The organism is Streptosporangium sp. NPDC023963, from assembly GCF_040639135.1.
GTDB lineage: Bacteria > Actinomycetota > Actinomycetes > Streptosporangiales > Streptosporangiaceae > Streptosporangium.
Genome location: NZ_JBEZZK010000002.1, coordinates 1,177,939 through 1,200,235 on the forward strand (window position 1 = coordinate 1,177,939; position 22,297 = coordinate 1,200,235).

Sequence of the window (22,297 nt, forward strand, 5' to 3'; positions counted from 1 at the left end):
GCAGGGTTTGTCGCGGAGGGTCGCCGCCACAGTCGCGGCCCTTCTGCGGAACAGCCCTGCTAGGAGGCCGCCGAGGTTCTCGCTCCGGTGGCCTCCCCGGCGGGAGCCCGCCCGCCGCGCCGCCACAGGATCACCACCGCTCCCGCCGCCACCACGACCAGCACGCCCGCCCCGGCGAGCCACGACCACGGAACGGCCGTGCCCGCGCCGGCCGCGAAGGAGGTGTCCCACAGCCTCACTGTCTTGTCGTCGCCGCCGGTGGCGAGGATCTTCCCGTCGGGAGCGAAGGCGGCCGACCAGACCGGACCCGCGTGGCCGGTGAGCGGGTCGCCGATCGGCCGCCGGGTCGCCAGGTCCCACAGCCGGACGACGGAACCGGTGCCCACGGCCAGGGTTCCGCCGTCCGGGCTGAGCGCGACGGTGTGGATCTCGTCCGGATGGCCGGTGAGGGGGGCGCCGATCGGCCGGCGGGCCGTGACGTTCCACAGGATCACCGTTTTGTCGCGGCCGCCGGTGGCGAGGGTCCTGCCGTCGGGGCTGAAGGCGACCGACCGCACCAGATCGGTGTGGCCGGTGAGGGGGTCGCCGATCCGCTGCCGGGTCGCGACGTCCCACAGGATCACCGTCGTGTCGTCGCCGCCGGTGGCGAGGGTCCCGCCGTCGGGGCTGAAGGCGACCGACTGCACCCAGTCGGTGTGGCCGGTGAGGGGGTCGCCGATCCGCTGCCGGGTCGCGACGTCCCACAGGATCACCGTCCTGTCGGCACTGGCGGTGGCGAGGGTCCTGCCGTCGGGGCTGAAGGCGACCGACCGTATCCAGTCGGTGTGGCCGGTGAGGGGGTCGCCGCTCGGCTGCCGGGTCGCCGTGTCCCACAGGATCACCGTGTGGTCGCCGGAGTCGGTTCCCTCGCCGTTGTTGCCGCCACTGGCCAGGAGCCCGCCGTCCGGGCTGAACGCCATCGCCTCCACCGCCCTGGTGTGGCCTTTCATCGGGTCGCCGGCGGGTCGCCGGGTCCGCGCGTCCCACAGGATCACCGCGCCGTCGCCGTCGCCGCCCGCCAGCGTTCCGCCGTCGGGGCTGAACGCCACGACGTTCACCCTCTCCCCGTGCCCCCTGAGCTGGGCGACGCCGGTTACTTTCGCGGGCTCCGGCGAGGGCGGGAACAGGTAGGCCGCGGTGGCGGCGGTGACCAGGAGCGCCGCGGCCACCGCGATCGCGGGGCCGAGCCCGCGCCGGGAGGTGCGCCCCGGGGCCCACGCGGGCTCGGTGGCGGCCGGAGAGGGGGCGGGGGGCGGGGCTGTGGGGGACGCTGTTGGTGACACGGCTGTTGGTGACACGGCGGTGGGGGACGCGGCGGTGAACGGCAGGGTGACGGGCCGTACCTCCTCCTGGACCTCCTCCTGGCGCGCGGTGGCGTACGCCTCGGCCGGTGAAGGAGACGGGGGAGGAGCGGGTGCGGGGGGAGCGGCGCGGTCGGCGCGGTCGGCGATCCGGGTGTCGCCGTCGTCCGCTCCCGGCCCGGCGGAGGATTCGTCTCCCGGCCCGGCGGAGGGTCGACCGGGTGCCGGGGCGGAGACGATCTCGGCGAGCGCCGCGGCGGCCTGGGAGCCGGTGAGGCGCAGGGCGGGGTCCTTGCGCAGCAGCCCTTCCAGAACGGGCGCCAGGGGACCGGCGTGCACGGGCGGGGCGGGCGGCCGGGTGGCGATCGAGACGTAGATCGATCCGTGTGTCGTGCCGCTGAACGGGCGGCGGCCCTCGACCGCGGCGTACAGGGTGGCGCCCAGCGACCACAGGTCCGACGCCGCGGTGGCGGGGTGGCCGTTGATCTGCTCGGGAGAGATGAAGGCGGGGGTGCCCAGGGTGACGCCGGCGCCGGTGAGGGTGACGTCTCCCTCGACGGCGGCGATCCCGAAGTCGGTCAGCACGACCCGCTCGCCTTCGAGCAGGACGTTGGCGGGTTTGATGTCGCGATGGGTGATCCCGGCGGCGTGCGCGACCGTCAGCGCCGCGAGGATCTGCCCGCCGATCGCCGCCACCCGCTGGGGCGGCAGGCGCCCCCGGGTTCTCAGCACCTCGTCCAGCGAGGGCCCGTCGACGATCTCTGTCACGATCCACGGGCGGCCGTCGGCCTCGACGACATGGTCGTGAACGGTGATGATCGCCGGATGTTTCAACTGCGCCGCGGCGCGGGCCTCACGCTGCATCCGCTTGTAGAGCGTCTCGCGCGCGGAAACGTCCAGGTAATCGGGGAGGATGAGTTCCTTGACCGCCACCTGGCGGTGCAGGCTCTCGTCCCGGGCCCGCCACACCGTGCCCATTCCGCCGCGGCCCAGCACGTCTATCAGCCGGTATCGCCCGGCGACCAGCCTGCCCGCGTCGTTCGCCACGATAAGACCTTAACGACGGCATGGCGTGATAAGCCGTGAACGGGAACTGATCGTAACCGTGATGATGCCGAGCGTGGGCCGTCCGATCGGTGCGGCCGTCGCGTGAATTCTCGAGAACACCCGGGGTGACCTCGGGAGATTCCGGCCTCCTAACCGTCCACGGCGGTGCGGCGTCCGATGATGGGGCGCAGCACGTCCAGCACCGTCGCGTCCTCGATGGTCGAGGGGGCGGGCTCGTCGGAGCCCTCCGCGATGCCGCGCATGGTCTTGCGCAGGATCTTCCCCGACCGGGTCTTCGGCAGGGCCGGGACCACGTCCACCTGCCGGAAGGCCGCCACGGCGCCCACCTGCTCGCGGACGGCCAGGACCAGCTCGGCCCGCAGGGTCTCCGGGTCGATCTCCGTCCCGCTCTTCAGCACCACGAAACCGCGCGGCACCTGCCCCTTCAGCTCGTCGGAGACCCCGATGACCGCGCACTCGGCCACCGCAGGATGCGCGGCGAGCACCGCCTCCATGGACCCGGTCGACAGCCGGTGCCCGGCCACGTTGATCACGTCGTCGGTGCGGCCCATCACGAACAGGTAGCCGTCCTCGTCGAGGTGGCCGCCGTCGCCGGTCAGGTAGTGGCCGGGGAAGGCCGACAGGTAGGACCGCACGTAGCGCTCGTCGTCCTGCCAGAGGGTGGGGAGGGTGCCCGGCGGGAGCGGGAGCCGGATGCAGATCGCGCCCTCCTCTCCCGGGGCGCACTCGTCGCCGGAGGGCGTCAGCACGCGCACGTCGTACCCGGGGACGGGCACGGTGGGGGAGCCGGGCTTGACCGGCATGGGCTCCAGCCCGCGCAGGTTGGCGGCGACGGGCCAGCCGGTCTCGGTCTGCCACCAGTGGTCGACGACCGGCACGCCCAGCTTGCCGGCCGCCCAGTGGTAGGTGTCGGGGTCGAGCCGCTCACCGGCGAGGAACAGCGTCCGCAGCGACGAGATGTCGTACCCGCCGAGCAGGGCCGCCTCCGGGTCGGCCTTCCTGATGGCGCGGAACGCGGTCGGCGCGGTGAACAGCGCGTTCACCCGGTGCTCGGCGATCACCCGCCAGAACGCGCCCGCGTCGGGGGTGCCGACCGGCTTGCCCTCGTACAGCACGGTCGTGGCGCCGCGCAGCAGCGGCCCGTACACGATGTAGGAGTGCCCGACGACCCAGCCGACGTCGGAGGCCGCCCAGAACACCTCGCCCGGCGCGATGTCGTAGACGTTGGCCATGCTCCACAGCAGCGCCACCGCGTGCCCGCCGTTGTCGCGCACGACGCCCTTCGGCAGGCCGGTCGTGCCGCTGGTGTAGAGGATGTAGAGCGGGTCGGTCGCCCGCACCGGCACGCATCCGGCCGATTCGGCCTTCGCCATCGCGTCCGCCCAGTCGACGTCCCGCCCCTCCACCGGCTCGGCGGGGGCCTGCTCGCGCTGCAGGATCACGCAGTGCGCGGGCGCGTGCGCGGCCAGCCCCAGCGCGGCGTCGAGCATCGGCTTGTACGGCACCACGCGAGAGGGCTCGATCCCGCAGGAGGCCGACACGACCACCTTGGGGCGCGCGTCGTCGATCCTGGCCGCCAGCTCCTTGGGCGCGAACCCGCCGAACACCACCGAGTGCACCGCCCCCAGCCGCGCGCACGCCAGCATGGCGATCACCGCCTCGGGCACCATCGGCATGTAGACCACCACCCGGTCGCCCTGCTCCACCCCGAGCGAGCGCAGCACCCCGGCGAACCTGGCGACCTCGTCGCGCAGCTCGGCGTAGGTGTAGCGCCTGCCGGTGCCCGTCACCGGGCTGTCGTGGACCAGCGCGAGCCGGTCGCCGTGACCGGCCTCGACGTGCCGGTCCAGCGCGTTGTGGCAGGTGTTCAGCTCCCCGTCGGGGAACCACCGGTAGAAGGGCGGCGCCCCCGCGTCCAGCACCTCGCGCGGCGGCCTGCTCCAAGTGACCGCCTCGGCGGCCTCGGCCCAGAAGTCCTCGGGATCGGCGATGCTGCGGGCGAAGGCGTCAGCGTACGACATCAGGCCATCATGCTCTTCCCCGCACGCCCGGGTCGAGGCCCCTCTCCGGCCTTCGCGCACGGAGAACGGCTCCCGGTGGAGCCGCGGACTTTCAACCCGTGTCCACCTGGGGTGGCCGGTCCGGCGCGGGGGACGTTCACCGGAACTTTTCCCCTCCCGACATCTGCCGCGCCGGTCTGTCGGTGGGGTGATCTAACGTCCCGGCCATGACTTCAGCGACGCGGGCGTACGCATACGCCGCGCCCTCCTCCCCGGTCGACGGTCGTCTCGGATCGGCGACCTCCGGCGGGCGGGCCCTGTCCGGCCCGGCCGTGGACCCCCGGTTCCTCAGCGGCGCGGTGACCCGGACGGCCCCCGCCGCGGCGGCCCTGCTCGGCGTCGCCCGTGCCGCCGTGGAGGTCTCCCGATGACCCTCTGGACGGAGATCTGTGATCTGGTCACCCGCAACCAGGTCACCCGCCTGGCCGACCGGCTGGTCGCGCTCACCGGGGAGGAGCGCGCCGAGCTGGGCGGGCGGCTGCCCGGCCTCGTCAAGGAGCTGCGCCGCGCCCGCACCGAGCAGGTACGCGCCGATCATCCCGACGACTTCGAGGAGATGGCCTCCTGGGAGGTCGGCGACCTGCTCGACGAACTGGCCGGCGCGCTGCTGCTGGCCGGTGTCGGCGTCATCACCGGCCCGGCGGCCGCGGTGACGTGGATGACCGGCCGCGACGTCAACCGCCGCTGGGCCGAGGACATCGACGTCGCCCAGGTGTGCCGGGTGGCGGCCACCCGATCCCGGGAGTGGCGTCGTGATGTCGCGGTCCGGCTGGCCCGGCGGGTGCGCCGTCCCGCCGACCGCATCGCGCCGCTGGCCGTGGCGCTGCTGCGTGAGTCCGGCGCCGTGCCGCCCGACCACGACCCGCTGGTGGCCGCCTGGCTGGCCGCGCCGAGCGTGGCCGACGACCCGCTGACCCCCGTGCTGCTGCCTCGTGTCTTCGACGCCGACGGCGCGGGCCGCGCCCTCCGTGACGAGCGGCTGGAGCCCGGGCCGACCCGCTGGCTGGCCGCCGTGGCCCGCGAGCTGCCCAGGGAGCGGGTGCTCGACGGCTGCGTGAGCCGTTTCCTGCGCGGCGGCGAGGCGCAGGACCTGCGGTTCTTCGTCCGGCTGCACACGCTCCTCGACCCCACGCCCGAGGAGTCCGCGCCCCGCCTGCGCGACTACCTGCGGTTGTTGCCGTCGGCTCCGGGCACGGTCGCCGAGCTGGCCGCCGGGCAGGTACGCGGGGCGATGCCGCTCGACCACGCCGACCTGGTCGAGGCGGTCGACGCGCTCACCTTCCGGGACGAGGCCAAGCTCGCCGCCACGGGCCTGCGCTGGCTCGACCGGGCGATCCGGGCCGCGCCCGGGACGGCCGCCGACTTCGTGGCCGCGCTGACCGCGGCGTACGCGCACAAGTCCTTCGACGTGCGCAACCGCGCGGCCGAGCTGACCCTGAAACACGCCGACCTGCTCGCCGGCCACACCGAGGCGATCCTCGACGCGATCCCCCAGCTCCCCGCCGACGTGGGCGTCAGGCTCGCCGCCCGGTTCGGCGGGGAGAGGCCTGTCGAGGAGCCGGCCGAGGCCAAGGAGTTCCCGCCGCTGCCCGAGGTGCCCTCACCGGAGCGTTTCCCCGAGCCGTCGATCTTCCCGAACCACCACGAGCGGTGGATCGGATGGGAGCGCTGGATGGCGGCGTTCGTCGCCGGGGTCGCGGAGAACCGCACGAACCTGCGCCGCAGGCTGAGGCCGCACGTCGAGCAGCGGACGCAACACCGGCAGGACAGGAAGGAGATCACCGACCCCGGCGAATGGCAGGCCGTGCTGGCCGAGGAGCTCGTCGTGCCCGGCACCCTGCCGGAGATTCCCCCTGCCGGCCCGCGGAAGTTCTGGGACGGCCCGAGTCGCTCGGTCTCGGTCCGCCAGGTCACCCGCGGCGAGAAGATCGAGCTGGAGCCGCCGAAACGGCGGATCACGGTGGCCGGCCACTGGCGCCCCGGCCGCTACCTCGACGACGACACCCCGCTCCGCGCCATCTTCATCACCTGGACCAGCGACGACGGCCCGGCCGGGGCCGTGGCCGTCGAGGCCGGTGAGCCGATCCCCTTCGCCAACGGCCGGGTCTACCTGTACGGACAGCCCTCCGATGACGACCGGGCACCGGACACAGGCCCCGACGAGTCCGACGAGTTCGAGGAGTTCGAGGACTTCGACGAGTCCGAGGACTTCGACGACGCCGTCCCGGATCACGGCGAGCGCCGTCCGGTGGAGCCCGGAGTCCTCTACGACGACTCGGTGGAGGCCATGCCGGACTACGACCTGCGTGGCGCCTACGAGCACATGGCCGACCTGGGGGTGAACCCCGACCGGATCACGGCGATGCGGAAGGGCCTGCCGGTGCCCCCGCCCGGCCCGGACGAGCCGCTCGTGGCGGTCACCGTCGGCTTCGTCCCGCCCCGGTTGCGCTCCTTCCAGCCCCAGCCGCTTCCCGCCCCGCACGAGTGGCGGCGGCGGCACCGGCTCCCGCACCCGAACTATCTCTCGCCGCCGTCCGACCTCCTCGCCACCCGTTACGCGGAGCTGTACGGGGCCCTGCGCGCCGGCGCGCTGCCGCCGGTGCTGCTGGCCACGCCGACGTGGACGACCGGCCACCTCGATCCCGACGTGCTGGCCGACCGGCTGGAGGCATGCGCCGCCGCGGGCGTGGAACCGCTGCGGGCCGATCTGGCGCAGGCGCTGCTGCGGTTGCCCCGGGGCGGCCACCCGGCTGCTGCGGGCCGGGCCGCGAAGATCGATTCCGCGGCGGCGCGCACGGCGGCCGAATGGCTGGCCGGGCAGGGTATGCCCGACCCGGAGTGCGGTTTCCGGTGGACCCACATGGTGGACGCGTCCATGGTCGATTTCGGCGACGGCGAACCCGAGTACTTCACCGCGGTCCGCCTGACGCCGGTGCTGCGGGCCACGCCCACCGGTGACGAGCTGATCGACGAGGTGCTGCTGCGGCAGCCGTTCGACCGGTCGGAAGAGGGCCTGGGCAGCGGGATCGGCGCGTGGCCGGCCATGCTGCCCTCGCACCGCGAGGTGGTGGCCGTGAACATGCTGCCGTTCGTGCTCCGCAGCCGCTGGTACGCAAGCGTGACCCCGGCGGAACTGTCCCGCCTGGCCGCCTGCGACGGCCCCGTGGGCGAGGCGACGGCGGTGATCATCGCTTTCCTGCTGGGGAGCGGCGCGCCCGGGACGATCCCGGTGGTCCTGCGGATGGCGGCCAGAGGCGACCTGCCCGCCGAGGCGATCGGCCGCCAGCTCGCGCTGGTGCTGCGCCGCACCTGGCTGGAGACCCGCCCGGCCGTCGCGGCCCTGGCCGAGCTGGCCGACGCCGGCGGCCACCACGAGGTGTGGCGGATCCTGCGCGCCATGCTGCCCGGGATGCTGCCCGGGATGCTGCCGGGCGCGGGGCGGCGCATCACCGTGACCCACACCGAACTCGTCGCCTTCGCCGCCGACGTGGCACGCTGGACCGGCGCGCGCGGGGAGATCCCGGCCGTCGCCGAGTTCGCGCGCAGCCCCCGGACGATCCGCTTCGTCCACGAGTGCGGGCGCCTTCACGCCCAGCTCACCGGAGACACGTCATGAGGACGGCGTGCCGGGCGAGGTCACGCCGTCCTCGCCCGGCACGCCGGTCCGGCCGGAGAGTCAGGTGATCCCGCTCGGTTCGGCGGGGGCGGTGTAGCGGGCCTCGATGAGCTCGCGTACCCGTTTCCTGGCGTCGCCGGCGGAGTCGCCGGGATCCTGCTCGACCTCGGCCACCTCGGCCGACAGCTCCTCGTCCTTGACGCTGTCCGCCAGCCAGCGCGAGTAGTCGCCCCGGCGCAGGTGGTAGGTCCACGTCTCCTCGTCGACGCCGTCGGCGATGCGGCAGAACGCGGTCAGGTTGCCGGCCCGCAGGTTCAGCACGTTCTCGGGACCGCGGAAGTAGAAGCTGGCGTCCTCCCCGAGCTCGCCGGCCGCGTACTTGCGACGGTGCCTCTGGCGTTCCTCCTCCGGCGGGGCCAGCCGCACCCTGACCGGCTCGCCGTCGAGCCGCCAGAACAGCAGTTCCCCGGTCGGCAGGTCGGGAAGATCCCGGCCGGGAGCGTCGTGGCCGGTGGCGGCGGCGAACGCGCCCAGGACGCCCCCGGGCTCGTCCCCGACCGCGACGACCGTGTTGAGGGTCTGCACGACCGCCTCGCTGACCGCCTCGGGATGCACGGTGACCAGCAGGATCCCGCCTATCTCGCGCAGCATCTCCACCGACTGCAGTTTGAAACCGTCGGGCATCATGTGGTGGGCCTCGTCGACCACCAGCCAGTGCGGGTGCCCGGAGCCGGCCGGCAGCGCCGACAGGCGGGGCAGGAAGTCCTGGAAGAAACCGGGCCTGTCGTCGAGGGGTACGCCCAGCAGGTTGACCACGACGCTCTGTTCGGGGTCCTGCAGCACCTGGAGGATCTCCTCCTGGGTGGGCGCGCGCCGGACGTCGCCGAGCACGGACGCGCCCTCGACCCCGTCGGTGTAGTCGCCCTCGGGGTCGATCAGGCAGAACTGGTAGCCCGCCCCGGTGATCCGCTCCAGCAGCGCGGCGGTGACGGTGGACTTGCCGCTGTGCGAGGGCCCGGCGACCAGCATGCGCACGCCGTGCGGCGGGAACCGTACCTCTCCGCCGTCGTCGGTGCCCAGCAGCAGGTGGTGGCGCGCCGCGTCCACGTCGGCCAGGTCGTTCTCCACGATCCGGTCGATCAGCTCGACGACCCCGGCGCCGCGCTCCCGCTCGGTCACCAGGTCGCACCGCTCCTTGACGGCGGGGAGCGCGTTGGCCACCGCCACCGCGCACTCGCAGGCGGCCAGGAAAGCGTGGTCGTTCTCGGCGTCGCCCACGCCGACCACGCTGTGGGCCGACATCTCCAGCTCGGCCAGGGCCGCGGCCAGGCCGGTGGCCTTGTTGACACCCGAGGGCAGGACCATCACCGCGCCCTTGTTGAAGATGACCTGCATCTCCAGCCCGAGCTCGCGGATGGTGGTGAGAACGGTCTCGGCGTGGGGTTCCAAGGTGGAGACGATCGCCGAACCGACGCTGAGCGGCTCCACGCCCAGCTCGCGCAGGCGCTCGACGAAGGCCTCGGGCGGCGCCTCCGCGAGGGCCGAGCTTTTCTGCTCGCCGGGATGGTGGAGCACGGCCCCGTTCTCGGCGACGACCAGGTCGAACAGGTCCAGCCGCTCGAAGTCCCGGGTGAGGGATTCGACCTCCCTGCCGGTCACCATGACCAGCCGCCTCCCCGAGCGTGCGAGGCGTTCGAGCGCGTCCAGTGTGTCGTCGTCGACGTGGCCCTCGGCGGCCAGCGTTCCGTCGTAGTCGCAGGCCAGAACGTGATAGCGCATGCCCGGCCACTTACCCCGCACCGGGGAGGGAAACGGGATGCGAGGTGAACTTCTCCTGGTAGAAAGACGTTCCGGCGGCGGAGGGGGACCGTTGACCTCAGCCGTTGTGCAGAACCCGAGGCTCGTCTTGCGGAACCCGATGGAGTCGCGCCACAGCCGCCTGGGCGGCGGGACATCCGAGGAGTTCCCGCGTGACGGGAGCGGGCAGGTCCCGCTCCTCCGTCAGGCGGGCCGGCTCGACGAGGGTTTCGGCGTTGAGACCACCGTCGCGCAACGCCGTGTGGATACGAACGCTCAGTTTGCCGACGGCCTGGTCGAGCCCGTCATCCTGCCCGTAGGGATACATGCCGCGGCGGTTCTCAGGACCCGCGGGTCAGCCGGACCCGTTCCGGCGGCGGACGAGGACGAACATGATCCCGATGGCGGCCAGCGCGGCGGCGGCGATGACGCCGATCTGGAGGGGCAGGTCGTCCGACGAGCTCTCCTGGCTGCGTTCGGCCAGTGCCGTGGTGGACGCCGGTGCGGTCGCCGCGGGGAGCACGATGTCCTGCGCCTTCACGGTCGCCGACTTGCGGACCTCGGCGGGCTTGGTGACGGTCACGGCGACCTTCCACTCACCCACAGGGAGCGGCTCGGCCGCGTTGTAGAGGTTCTGGCCCTCGGGCGCCGACTTCAGCGGGATCGGGCCGAAGGTACGGCCGTCGGGTGCCGTCGCGAGCAGGGTCGCCGCGACGATGTCGGTGACCGGGCGGCCGTCCTTCTTCCAGGTGATGAGCACGTTGACGTTGCGGCCGCCGTCCCCGACGACCTCCAGCGCGAGGGGTGAGCCGGGCGCGGCGGAGGCGGCCGGGGCGCCGAGCAGCAGCCCGAGCCCGGCCAGCAGGATGGCCGCGGCGTATCTCAGGGCCTTGTTCACGGGTCGTGATTCCCTTCCGGGTTCGGCGGCGGGTCCGGTGGGGGCCCGCCGCCGGAGCGTGAAACGGGGTGTCCCGCGTCGCGGGGCACCCCGACTACGGATCCGTCGGGGGTGCCGGGCTCATGGAGGGAGCCCGGCACCCCCTGCGGGGGTGTGGCCCCGCTTACACGGGCCTGCCGCCGTACGCGACGATCAGGGCGTTGGCGTCACGCAGGAGCGTGGCCTTCACCGTCGGGTCGGAGACGATCTTCCGGTCCTTGACCTCCTTGATGAAGTGCTCGAGCTCCTTGATGATCTTCTTCTTGTCCGGCCCGTGCCCGTGCCCGGGCCCGTGCTCCTTGCCCTCGGCCTTCATGACCTTGGCGATCTTGTCCTGGAGCTTCTTGGCGCTCTTGGCGGACAGCTTCCCGTCCACCTCGAAGCGCTTGATCAGGGCGGAGATGTCGGCGGTCGAGGTGACCGTCTTGAACGTGACCGACTGCTCGTGGCGGCCGCCGGACTCGGTCTCGACGGTGACGACGAGCGTGTGCTCGCCCAGGGCCAGCGTGTGGAGCGGCTGGACGGTCCCGGACGTGAACGGCTGGCCGTCCAGCTTGCCGGTCACGGTCTTGATGCCGGTTCCGGAGGCCTCCCAGGCGATGGTCAGGTCCTTGCTGTCGCCGTACTCGGTCCCGTCCGCGACACCGGAGATGAGGATGGTGGGCTCGGTGGCGCCATCTTCGATCTTGATGGTCGCGGCCTTGGTCTCCTCGACGTTGCCGGCCTTGTCGGTGGCGCGGTAGCGCAGCTCGTGGTCGCCGACACCGGTGACGTCGACCGTCGTGGTGTAGGGCGTCCAGTCGCCGCTGTCGAGGGCGTACTCGATCTTCTCCACGCCGGACGTCGCGTCCGCCGCGGCGAGGGTCACCGGCACGGTGTCCTGGCCGACCGGGAGGAAGTCCGCGGTCGTGGTGGGCGCGGTCGCGTCGACCTTGACGGCGAGCGTCCTGGCCTCCTCGACGTTGCCCGCCTTGTCGACGGAACGGTACGCCAGGGCGTGGTCACCGTCACCGGTGATGACCACCGGCTCCAGGTACGTGGTCCAGGCGCCGCCGTCGAGCTGGAACTCGGTCTTGTCGACGCCGCTGCCCTGCGCCTCGTCGGCACCGGCCAGCGCGACCAGGACCAGGCCGTTGAACCATCCACTCGCCGGCTGGGCCGGGTCGGGGGTGGCCGTGGTGACCGGAGCGGTCGAGTCGTCCGTCCCGCCGCCGCCGTTGAGGCGGAAGTAGTCGAACTTGACCGTCTTGGACGCCTGCTGCGAGGTACCGATGGCGAAGACACCGATCTTGCCGTTGCCGACGGCGGTGTTGGTCACCGCCTCGGAGAACTCGGTCCACGTGGTGCCGTCGGCGGAGTAGGAACCCTTGAAGCTGGTGCCCTCCTTCTTCAGGCGGAGGTGCCAGACGCCCTGGGTGAGCGAGCCGATCTGCGGCTGCGGGTTCAGGACGGTTCCGGCGACCTCGCTGCGCAGCTCGATCCGCCGCGACACCGCGGAACCCGCGGCGTTGTCCATGACGAAGTCGAGCTTCACGTAGTCGTCGTCACCGGCGTAGACGATCAGGCCGCCCTGCTGGTACTGCTCGCTGAGCGCAGACCCGTCGACCTTCGTCTCCAGCGTCCAGTCGCCGCTCGGCGCCGTCTGCAGGATGAAGTTCTTCGGGTTGGAGTTGCCGGTCCCGAAGATGTCGCCCGTCTGGGTGTCGATCTCCAGGTTGCCGCCGGTCACCCGGGCGGCGGAGCTGTCACCGCGGACGATGGCGTCCCAGCGGCAGTTGTCGATGGACGAGCCGTCGAACTCGTCGCTCGGTTCGGGCTTGCCCGCGGTGTCGTCGGGGCTGATGTGGAACCAGTCGAAGGACGCGTCGACCACCGGCCGTTCGCCCGTGCTCGCCAGGGCGAACATGCCGATCCTCGGGTTGGTGATCCCGGCGAGCGCCTTGCTCTGCGGCATCGCCGTGAAGGTGGTCCCGTCCGGCGAGTAGTGGGCGGTGAGGTTGGTGCCGTCGCTCATGAACCGCACGTACACCGTGTCGGGGTAGGCGTCCCCGAGGTTGGCCGTGTTGCTCTGCGTCACCTCGTTGGGCGTGCCGTTCTCCTCCCGGATGAACTGGAAGATGCGGGCGGCGTGGTCGTTGGTCCCCCGCGCCTGGAGCACCATCTTGGCGTAGTTGTCGTCGTCGCCGTACACGATCAGACCCGCCTGCTGGTACATGTCGCGGGCGTTCAGCGTGACCTTGGTGGTGGCCGTCCAGGCCCCCTGCGGCATCGGCTGGAGCACGATGTTGGTCGTGGTGCCGGTGCCGGTGCCGTAGATCTCGGTGGGCGACGTCGGCAGGACGAGCTTGCCGTCCGCGACCTTGAGGTTCTGGTCCTCACGGACGACCGACCAGCGGTCCCGGTCGAGCTCGGCGCCCAGGAAGTCGTCGGAACGACCGGTCAGGCACGTGGTGCTCGGCGGGTCCACCTTGATGGAGACCGTCTTGCTCGTCGACGCGCCCTTGGTGTCGGTCACGGTCAACGTGGCGGTGTACGTGCCGGGCGCGGTGTAGGTGTGGCTCGCGTCGGCGGTGGCCGGCTCCGGCGAGCCGTTCACGCCGAAGTTCCACTTGTACGTGAGCGGGGTGTTGTCGTCGGGGTCGGTGGCGGTCGAGGTGAAGTCGACCTTCAGCGGGGCGATGCCCGTGACCGGGGTCGCCGACACGGTTACCGTCGGGCGCTGGTTGTCGGTGGCGCCCTGGCCGATGAAGTCGACCCAGTTGAAGTTGAGCAGGTAGGCGTCGTTGGCCGCGCTCGTCGGCTTGCGCACGATGAAGAACAGCGGGCCGGTCGTCGTCGGGACGTCGGTCAGGTCGACCGTGACGTCCTGGAACGTCTGCCAGCCGCCGGTCGGCGCGATGTCGACCGAGCCCACCAGGGTCCCGGTGTCGGCGTTGCCCGCCTTGATCTGCACGGTGCCGCCGGCGCCGCCCGAGGAGACCCGGAACCGCACCTTGGAGATGCCGCTCAGGTTGATCGGGGTGTAGGACCAGTAGTCGCCGTCGTTGGTGAAGCCGATGTTCTGGGCGCCACCCTGAGGGTCGGTGGTCGTCTCGGTCTGGACACCGGGGGTGTCGGTGCCCGTGCCGCCCGCGACCCGGCCGGTCGCCGAGAAGTGCTCGGCCTGCTTGCGCTTGGGCTGGAGGATGGCCTCGGCCCGCCCGGTCAGCGACTGGGCGCCGCCCGCGCCACCCTTGTCGGCGTAGGTCGCCTCAAGGATGTAGAACAGGTTGTCGTCGATGCCGTGGCCGCTGTCGGACAGCGTCTGGATGGTGCCCTCGCAGCCCTCGTGCTGGTCGAGCGGGTGACCGTGGCTGTCGTGGCCCAGGTACGCCTGGATCTTGACGTCGTCACAGTCGATCGTGCCGTCCTCGGCGTCGGTGACGACGATCTTGTAGTTCACCTGGTCGCCGAACTCGAAGAACGCGCCGTTCGGCGGCAGTTCGAAGGTCACCTTCGGACGGGTGTTGCCCGCCGTGATCGGCAGGTTCGCCGTGCCGGTGAGGCCGTCGGGGTTGGTGACGGTCAGGACCGCGCTGTACTGCCCGGCCTGGGTGTAGGTGTGCGAGGGGTTGGCGTCGGTCGAGTCGGTGGTGCCGTCGCCGTCGAAGTCCCACGCGTAGGTGATCGGCCTGCCGTCCGGGTCGTTCGACCCCTGGCTGGAGAACTGCACGGTCAGCGGGGCCGGGCCGTCGGTCTTGTCCGCGGAGACGCGGGCGACCGGCGGGCGGACGCCCTTGACGTACTCGATGCGGTAGATGCCGGAGTCGGCGTTGTCGCCGCCGAAGCCGGAGCCCCACTCGATCAGGTACAGCGCGCCGTCGGGACCGAACTTGATGTCCATGGGGCGCTTGAAGCTCATGGCGCCCAGGATCTGGTTGATCTTGATCTGGGCGGTGCCGGCCTCGTTGAGCTGGAACGAGAACATCTTGTTCGTGTTCCACTCACCGAAGATCGCCTTGCCGTCCCAGTAGGCCGGCCACTTGACGGTCGACTGCAGGTCGGCGTCGTAGCGGTAGACCGGGCCCGCCATCGGCGCGCCGCCGTTGAGCTCGGGGAAGGAGTTCGGGTTGGTGGCGCCGGTGTACGGGATCGACGCCGCGATCGCCGGGGGCAGCGTGGTCAGGCCGGTGTTGTTGGGCGAGTCGTTCACCGGCGCGGCGCAGTTGAACGCCGAGCCCGACGCCTTGGTGGCGAAGTTGTAGTCGATGTACGGCGTGTTGTCGCCCACGCAGAACGGCCAGCCGTAGTTACCCGGCTTGCTGACCAGGTTCCACTCGACGGTGCCCCGCGGACCGCGGGTGGCGCTCGCGGAGCCCGCGTCGGGTCCGTAGTCGGCCACCATCGGGAAGCCGGTCTTCGGGTCCAGGCCCATGCGGAACGGGTTGCGGAAGCCCATGCCGTAGATCTCGGGCTTGGTCTTGTCCGTGCCCGGGGGGAACAGGTTCCCGGCCGGCACGGTGTAGGTGCCGTCGTCCTGCGGGGTGATGCGCAGCAGCTTGCCGCTCAGGTCGTTGGTGTTGCCCGAGGTGCGCTGCGCGTCCCACGAGGACCGGCCGGCCTGCTCGTCGATCGGCGTGTAGCCGTCCGAGGCGAACGGGTTGGTGTTGTCACCGGTGGCCAGCCACAGGTCGCCGGTCTTGTGGTCCATGAGCATGCCGCCACCGTGGTGGCAGCACTCGGCCCGCTGCACCGGCACGTTGAGGACGACCTTCTCGCTCGAGAGGTCGAGCGTGTCGCCGTTGACCGTGAACCGGCTCAGCCGGTCGACGTTCTGGCCCGTCGGCGAGTAGAAGAGGTACAGCCAGTTGTTGGTGGCGAAGTCCGTGTCCAGCGCCAGGCCGAGCAGGCCGCTCTCGTTGGCGGTGAACACGTTCAGGCGACCGGCGGTCACGGTCGAGCCGGTGGTCTTGATGATCTTGACGTCGCCCAGGCGGTCGATGTAGAAGACCCGCCCGTCCTTGGCGATGTCGGTCATCATCGGGTTCGCCGTGTTGTCGTCGAGGGTGACCTTCTCGAAGCTGCCGCTCTGCGAGGCCGAGCAGTCGGCCTTCTCGGCGCCCGCGGCGGTCTTGATCCCGCCGAGGAGCATCTTCAGGAAGTTCGGCTCGGCGAAGCTCTCCTTGGTGTGGCCGAGGCCGGTGTACCAGGAGCGTCCGCCCTCGTAGTCCTGACACCAGGAGATCGGGTGGTCGATGCCCTGCGTGGAGCCGGTGTAGGACTTCTGGTTCATCGACTGCAACACGTGCACGTTGTTGCGCGGGTTGGCCTGGAAGTCGTACCACTCGTCGACGCGGGTCCACGAGGTCGGCAGGTGCGAGGTCGACGGGTGGGCGAGGTCCTCGGTGAGGACCGTCGCCTGCTGGGTCGCCGGGTGCGACTTGAAGTACGCGCCGACGAGCTTGCCGTACCACTCCCAGTTGTAGCCGCTGTCGGAGGCCGCGTGGATGCCGGCGAAGCCGCCGCCGTTCTGGATGTAGCGCTCGAAGGCGGCCTTCTGGTCCGGCGTGGTGACGGGGTCACCGGTCGTGGACATGAAGATGACGGCCTGGTACTGCGCCAGGTTGGCGTCGGTGAACTGGGCGCTGTCCTCGGTCGTGTCGACCGCGAAGTTGTTCTCCTGGCCGAGCTTCTGGACGGCGGCGATTCCCTCGGGAATCGAGTCGTGCCGGAAGCCGCTGGTCTTGGAGAAGACCAGGACCTTGAAGGCGGGGTCGGCGGCGTTCGCCGACGACGCCAGGGCCGTGGAGGCCGACCCGCCGGCGGCGTTCGCCGGTGACGTCAGGAATGTGAAGACGGGTATCAGGGGCACGACGATGGCCAGGGCCATCGCCGCCGCCGTCCGACGTAGGGAGCGGTTTTCGGTTATCGGCAGGCTCTTGGAGAGCCTGGCCCACGTTCGAGAACGTGGTGACATGATGATCCCTTTCCTGACTTGGGGGGTCGTCAGGCAAAGCGCGCGCCGCCGCACTGATGCCACTTGTTGCATGAGGTCGGGTACTGCGGTGACTGGAGGGTGCCGCCTCCAGGCTTGTGGGGGACCCGTCAGCCGGCCGACAGCCGGGACAACGGATCCGTGATGAGGGTCGGTTGGTCGATGAGCCGGTTGACCACCATGTCCGCGGCGCCCCGTGAGGCGGCGCCGAAGCCGAGGTCGGAGGCGACGAACCTGCACCGGCTGGCGGAGCGGGCCACGACGAGCCGTTCCAGCTCCGCTTGGGCGTGGGGCAGCAGCCATTCGGCGAGCGTGGCGAAGTAACCGCCGACGACGATCACCCGCGGGTTGAACAGGTTGGCCAGGATCGAGCCGCCGAGCCCGAGCCACCGCCCCACCCGCGCGACCGCGTCGATCATCCGGCGGTCGCCCGCGGCCAGTCCTCTGGCGATCTCCGTCGCGTACTCCTCGGGGTTGGACGCCGGCAGGTCGGCCGGCTGGTAGGCATGGTCGGGCATGGTCGTCCGCACCAGCGCCGCCAGCCCCACCTTGGTCTCCCAGCAGCCGTGCCGCCCGCAGCCGCAGCGGGCGCCACCCGGGTCGACCGGCAGGTGCCCGACCTCGCCGGAGAAGCCGTCCGCGCCGCGGAGCGGCTTGCCGTCGACGAAGATGCCGCCGCCCACGCCGACATCGCCGGTCAGGTAGACGAGATGGGGAGTGCCGGCGGCGACGCCGGAGGTGTGCTCGGCCACGGCCCCGAGGTTGGCGTCGTTGTCGACCAGCACTGGAACGCTCCACGGGCCGATCGCGGCCGACAGCCGTGCCGCCAGCGGCAGGTCGCGCCAGCCCAGGTTGGGGGCGAACGTGACGACGCCGCGTGCCACGTCGACCAGGCCGGGGACCGCCACCCCGATACCGGCGGGGACGGCCTCGGCCCGCTTCATCTCCTCGACGGCCTCCAGGGCCATCCTGCCGAGCACGCGCAGCGCGCGATCCGGCCCGCCGGCTGTCGCGTCGAAGCCGGCCCGGTGCTCCACGAGGACCCGGCCGCCGAGGTCGGACCCGTGAACCGAGATGTGGTCGACGTTGATCTCCAAACCCAGCGCTCCGACATGCGCGCCGTGCAGCGCCAGGGGCCGCCGGGGACGGCCGATCGCGCCGACGTGCTCCGTGTCGATCTCCTGGACCAGCCGCCGGTCGATCAGCTGAGACACCAGGTTGGAGACCGTGGCCCGGTGCAGGCCGGTCATCTCCGCGATGTCGGCCCGGGACTGGAACGCGTGGTCACGCAGGTGGCGCAGAATCAACGCGAGGTTCGTCTGGCGCATCATGGGAGAGCTGGTCGGGAGGGCGGTGCCGGCGGCATGCATGACGCTGTACTCCTGGGGCATGCGAGACACCGCCTTTCGTTTGTCTCAGCGATCAACTATTGGGGTTTTTAACATGCATGTGTCCGATGTGCACCTTGTTGAGAGGTAACGAGTTGACATCTTCGAGCATGCGCAGGTAGATGGCACGAACCTTTTGTTAGCGGGGTGCGGTGTTTGTAACGTTCACGCTCCTGGCCGGCGCGCCCACGGAGGCGCCGAGGTGCGCGCGGCACAGGGCGCCGAAGGAGCCGCGGTGAGCTACGGGCGAGCCTGAACGAGTCGCACGCCCGGCCAGGTGGCGGTGACGTCAGGTGGCGGTGACGTCAGGTGGCCGTGACGTCAGGGGGCGGTGACGTCAGGTGGCGGTGACGTCAGGTGGCGGTGACGTCAGGTGGCGGTGACAGCGCCGGAGGTGCCGTCGACGGTGACCTCCTGGCCGGTGACGATGTGCTCGGTCGCCCCGCTCACCCCCACCACGGCCGGGATCCCGTACTCGCGGGCCACCACGGCGCCGTGGGAGTTGGCACCTCCCATCTCCATCACCAGGCCGCCCGCGGTGAGGAACAAGGGCGTCCAGCCGGGGTCGGTGGAGGGGCAGACCAGGATCTCCCCGGGCTCCAGGTGCGCGCCGACCGGATCGAGGACGACCCTGGCGACACCGGTGACGGTGCCCGCCGAGGCCGGGGTGCCGGTCAGCGCCCCGTCCACCGGCGTCCGTACGGCGACGGCCTCCGGCTCGGTGCCGTCCGACAACAGGACGCGGGGGACGTGCCTGCGGCGCAGCTCGCGGGCGGCCTCCTCGCGCCGCCGCGCCACGAGGTCCGCCGGCGCGGGTCGCGCGGCACCGGCCGTGGCCGCGGCCGCGGCTTCGCGGTAGGGCGGAGGCGAGGGCACGGCGGCGAGGGCCGCCCTGGCCTCGCGGAAGGTGAGGAAGAAGACGTCGTCGGCACGGGACAGCAGCCCGCGCGCCGCCAGCTCGACGCCGACGGCCAGCAACTCGGTCCGCATCGCGGCCAGCGCGGTCACCATGGCGTACTTGGGCATCTCGCGCAGGCCCGCCAGCGCCCGGGTCCTGCCGAGCGCGAAGCGGACGAACCGCCCGCGAAGACCTCCGGCGCGTCCGCTCAAGGTTTTGATCATGAGGACGGCCTCGGCGGCGCCCTTGGCGAACAGGGCGTCCGGAGCCAGGGCCGGGTCCTCCAGCCGCAGGTAGTTGGCGAGGACGCCGACGATGTGGGTCGGGTCCTCCGACCAGCGCGGCAGCCCGAGGTCGATCTCGGCGACCGCCCTGACGCCGTAGACGGACAGGAAGTCCGCCAGGCCCCTCTGCGCGACGGCGGGAAGCGATCCGGCGCGGAAGCGCTCGGCCAGCTCGGCGGCGGGGGTGCCCAGCAGCAGGGAGGTGGTTTCGCGGTCCTCGCGAATGCGGGTGGCCAGCCGCCACAGCGCCAGGTCCATCTCGGTGGTCACGTTGTGGGGGAGCCCGCGCAGGACCGTCTGCAGCTCGCCGGGCCCGACCCGGCCACCCAGCGCCTTGGCGGCCAGGCCGAGCATCGCGAACCCGGCCGCCGCCGCCGGAGCGATGGTCGGCAGCAGGGGGAAGACCTGGCGGCTCAGCACCCGCTCGACGTGGTCGAGACGCTGGGCCGGGGTGGCGTCCCCGGGCGCGGCCAGCTCCCTCCGGAGACGCGCGTCCAGCACCTTCACGTCCCGGTGCGCCGACGCGGGATCGAGCAGGGCCCGTACGGCGCGCTGCGGAACGCGGAAGCGGGACGCGATCCTGAACGCCCGGCGCAGGGGCGGGCGGAGCGAGGGCTGGGTGACGCCGAACCGGGGATCGTCGAGCAGGCCGCGCAGCACCTTCGCCGACCGTGCCTCCATCACGTCGAGCACCTTCGGGAAGGCCACGCGACCCACCCTGCCGCCCATCAATCCGGTGATGTCGAAGAACAGCCGCCCGCCCGACTCCGCGATGACGGGGGCGCCGGCCACCCGGTCGGCCACCGGGATCCCCAGCATCTCGAACACCGACGACGACAGCAGCCTGAAGGCCGACATGCCCATGGGGGTGATCGGCCGGTAGAGGCCCTGGGCCAGGCTGAAGCAGAAGTAGATCCGTGTGCCGTCGGGCTCGTGGCCTCCGGGCCTTGAATCCGGGGCGCCGGTTTCCCCCGTGCCCGTGCCGACCGGCGCGGACAGCGGGTTCGTGTACGGCTCCGCGTGGTGGGGGATCGGGTAGAGCGTGGTGATGGGACGCGACTGGGTCAGCCAGAGGACGCCACCGGAATCGATCGCCCACTCGGTGTCCTGGGGCGCACCGTAGTGCCGCTCGACCCGGTCGCCGAGCTCGGCCAGCGCCGCCAGCTGCGCGTCGGTGACACAGGCGTTCTCCGCGGGCTTCGGGGACCCCGGGGAGGCCACGGGGCTCGCGGGTGTCTCGACGTGCTCGACGCCGCCGCCCGCCAGCGACCGCACGGCCAGCCGCTTGTCGCCGAGGCGGCGTTCGGTGATCCGGCCGGTGGCGGTGTCGACCACGAAGTGGTCGGGGTTGACCGCGCCGGAGACGACGGCCTCGCCGAGACCGGGGCTGGCGTCGATCACCGCCTCGCGCCGCCGCCCGGTGACCGGGTTGGCGGTGAACATCACCCCGGCCACCTCCGACTGGACCATCTCCTGGACGACCACCGCCAGGCGCACCGCGTCGTGGTCGATGCCGTTCGCGGCCCGGTAAGCCACGGCCCGGTCGGTCCAGAGCGAGGCCCAGCACCGCCGGACCGCGTCCAGCACGGCGTCGGCGCCGATCACGTTGAGATAGGTGTCCTGCTGCCCGGCGAAGCTGGCGTGCGGCAGGTCCTCGGCGGTCGCGGAGGAGCGGACCGCGACGGGACCGTTCGCGCTGTCGCGTACGGCGCTCGCGATGTCGTCGGGGACCGGCGCGGTGAGCACGAGCTCGCGGGCCTTCGCGGCCAGCGCGTTCAGGGCGGGGACGTCCCCGGCGGCCGTCGTGGCGAGCGTCGCGAGCACCTCCTCCAGCCCGGCTCGCTCGGTGACCCTGCGGTAGGCCTCGGTGGTGACGCACAGGCCGGGGGGAACGGGAAACCCGGCGGTGGTGAGCACGCCGAGATTGGCGGCCTTGCCGCCGACGAGGGGCAGCATCTCCGCCCCGATGTCATCGAATCTCAGGATGAGCGGCTTGGGCATGGGTGCGTCGTCTCCTTGAGGCTTCGCCGAGAAGCGTCATGGCCCGGGTCACGAGCTCGCGTTCCTCGGCGGTCAGATGGGCCGTGACTTCGAGCTGGGCGTCGGCCCGGACGCGCTCGAACGTGCGGAGAAAGTCCGCTCCGGCCGGGGTGAGGGCGATTCGCCGCACCCGCCGGTCTCCGGGATCCTCCCGGCGGTCGGCCAGCCCTCGCCGTACGAGCTGGTCGACCAGGCGACTGGTGGCCGAGACGGAGCGGCTGACCCGCTCGGCGAGCTCGCGGAGTGTCGGGGCGACCGGTTCGTCGAGGATGTAGAGCGTGGCGATCTGGATCATGGAGGGCTCGTCGCCCTCGAAACCGTTCAGCATGTGAAGCAGCAGGCCGGGGATCAGTGCCCGCCGGAAGTCACCGATGTCGTCGGCCAGCCGGTCGCGCTCCGCGCCGTCCACGTGATCCATCGGACAACTCCTTGCATCAATGCAACTAATGCGTTGTCGCAAGGCTAAGCCGGAGAGGGAGGGAAGTCAACAAGTGATGAAATTAGCGCACGGGTCTTTCGCGGGTCTCGCGTGATGTCCGGTCCGCGGGCGAGGGCGGGGCCCGGGTTCGTGACGGGCGCACGGTTCCCTGCGGGGTGCCGTCCGGCTTGGACGCGGAGATGGGTCACGGTGGCACGGCGGTGGACGCGGAGGTGAGGACGGCGCCGGGACGCGGGGCCGGGATGCGGGGCCGGGACGCGGGGCCGGGACGCGGCGCGGGGATGCGGGGCCGGGCACAGCAGGAAGCCGGCCCCCTGGGGAGCCGGCCGGGTTCGAGCGTGGGAGACCGATCGGGTCGGTGTCGGGTCGGTGTCGGGTCGGTGTGCGGGTGGGGGTTAGAAGGCGTCGCCCCAGCGGCCGCAGTCGTCGAACTTGTCGGTGCCCTCGCAGACGCGG

Annotated in this window: 10 protein-coding genes; 2 read left to right on the forward strand and 8 right to left on the reverse strand. The window is 71.9% G+C overall.

Going from position 1 to position 22,297, the window contains the following annotated elements; genetic code table 11:
- Positions 1-59: 59 nt before the first annotated feature.
- Positions 60-2,387, reverse strand: a complete 2,328-nt coding sequence (locus AB0F88_RS11215; protein ID WP_362680515.1) for a serine/threonine-protein kinase — start codon at positions 2,385-2,387, stop codon at positions 60-62.
- A gap of 149 nt (positions 2,388-2,536) precedes the next feature.
- Entirely contained in the window at positions 2,537-4,429 is a 1,893-nt protein-coding gene (locus AB0F88_RS11220; protein ID WP_362680518.1) for a propionyl-CoA synthetase, read from the reverse strand.
- Positions 4,430-4,635: 206 nt separating this feature from the next.
- Here AB0F88_RS11220 and AB0F88_RS11225 point away from each other — a divergent pair, with 206 nt between their 5' ends.
- Together AB0F88_RS11225 and AB0F88_RS11230 are read left to right on the forward strand one after the other, a co-directional pair.
- On the forward strand, positions 4,636-4,839 hold the full coding sequence (locus AB0F88_RS11225) for a hypothetical protein (RefSeq protein WP_362680521.1): 204 nt from the start codon (positions 4,636-4,638) through the stop codon (positions 4,837-4,839).
- Entirely contained in the window at positions 4,836-8,084 is a 3,249-nt protein-coding gene (locus tag AB0F88_RS11230; protein ID WP_362680524.1) for a hypothetical protein, read from the forward strand. The genes AB0F88_RS11225 and AB0F88_RS11230 overlap by 4 nt, the downstream gene beginning before the upstream one ends.
- A gap of 60 nt (positions 8,085-8,144) precedes the next feature.
- On the opposite strand, the gene AB0F88_RS11235 is transcribed toward AB0F88_RS11230, so the two are convergent.
- From AB0F88_RS11235 to AB0F88_RS11260, 6 genes are all read right to left on the reverse strand, one after another.
- Entirely contained in the window at positions 8,145-9,863 is a 1,719-nt protein-coding gene (locus AB0F88_RS11235) for an HAD-IIB family hydrolase (protein WP_362680526.1), read from the reverse strand.
- Between the two features lie 373 nt (positions 9,864-10,236).
- Positions 10,237-10,779 (reverse strand): hypothetical protein, encoded by a 543-nt coding sequence (locus AB0F88_RS11240; protein ID WP_362680529.1) that lies wholly within the window; start codon positions 10,777-10,779, stop codon positions 10,237-10,239.
- Positions 10,780-10,942: 163 nt separating this feature from the next.
- Positions 10,943-16,687, reverse strand: a complete 5,745-nt coding sequence (locus AB0F88_RS11245; protein ID WP_362680532.1) for a ThuA domain-containing protein — start codon at positions 16,685-16,687, stop codon at positions 10,943-10,945.
- A gap of 215 nt (positions 16,688-16,902) precedes the next feature.
- On the reverse strand, positions 16,903-18,183 hold the full coding sequence (locus tag AB0F88_RS11250; RefSeq protein WP_362680535.1) for an ROK family transcriptional regulator: 1,281 nt from the start codon (positions 18,181-18,183) through the stop codon (positions 16,903-16,905).
- A gap of 366 nt (positions 18,184-18,549) precedes the next feature.
- The gene (locus AB0F88_RS11255) at positions 18,550-21,363 is read right to left on the reverse strand and encodes a PEP/pyruvate-binding domain-containing protein (RefSeq protein WP_362680538.1); all 2,814 of its coding nucleotides are present in this window, start codon (positions 21,361-21,363) and stop codon (positions 18,550-18,552) included.
- Positions 21,332-21,820 (reverse strand): MarR family transcriptional regulator, encoded by a 489-nt coding sequence (locus tag AB0F88_RS11260; protein WP_362680541.1) that lies wholly within the window; start codon positions 21,818-21,820, stop codon positions 21,332-21,334. The genes AB0F88_RS11255 and AB0F88_RS11260 overlap by 32 nt, the downstream gene beginning before the upstream one ends.
- Positions 21,821-22,297: the final 477 nt, after the last annotated feature.

What these genes read in the sequence shown, in the direction of transcription:
- AB0F88_RS11220 (WP_362680518.1), bottom strand. Translation starts at nt 4,429, where the DNA reads ATGTCGTACGCTGACGCCTTCGCCCGCAGCATCGCCGATCCCGAGGAC.
- AB0F88_RS11225 (WP_362680521.1), top strand. Translation starts at nt 4,636, where the DNA reads ATGACTTCAGCGACGCGGGCGTACGCATACGCCGCGCCCTCCTCCCCG.
- AB0F88_RS11230 (WP_362680524.1), top strand. Translation starts at nt 4,836, where the DNA reads ATGACCCTCTGGACGGAGATCTGTGATCTGGTCACCCGCAACCAGGTC.
- AB0F88_RS11235 (WP_362680526.1), bottom strand. Translation starts at nt 9,863, where the DNA reads ATGCGCTATCACGTTCTGGCCTGCGACTACGACGGAACGCTGGCCGCC.
- AB0F88_RS11245 (WP_362680532.1), bottom strand. Translation starts at nt 16,687, where the DNA reads ATGGCCCTGGCCATCGTCGTGCCCCTGATACCCGTCTTCACATTCCTG.
- AB0F88_RS11250 (WP_362680535.1), bottom strand. Translation starts at nt 18,183, where the DNA reads ATGCCCCAGGAGTACAGCGTCATGCATGCCGCCGGCACCGCCCTCCCG.
- AB0F88_RS11255 (WP_362680538.1), bottom strand. Translation starts at nt 21,363, where the DNA reads ATGCCCAAGCCGCTCATCCTGAGATTCGATGACATCGGGGCGGAGATG.
- AB0F88_RS11260 (WP_362680541.1), bottom strand. Translation starts at nt 21,820, where the DNA reads ATGGATCACGTGGACGGCGCGGAGCGCGACCGGCTGGCCGACGACATC.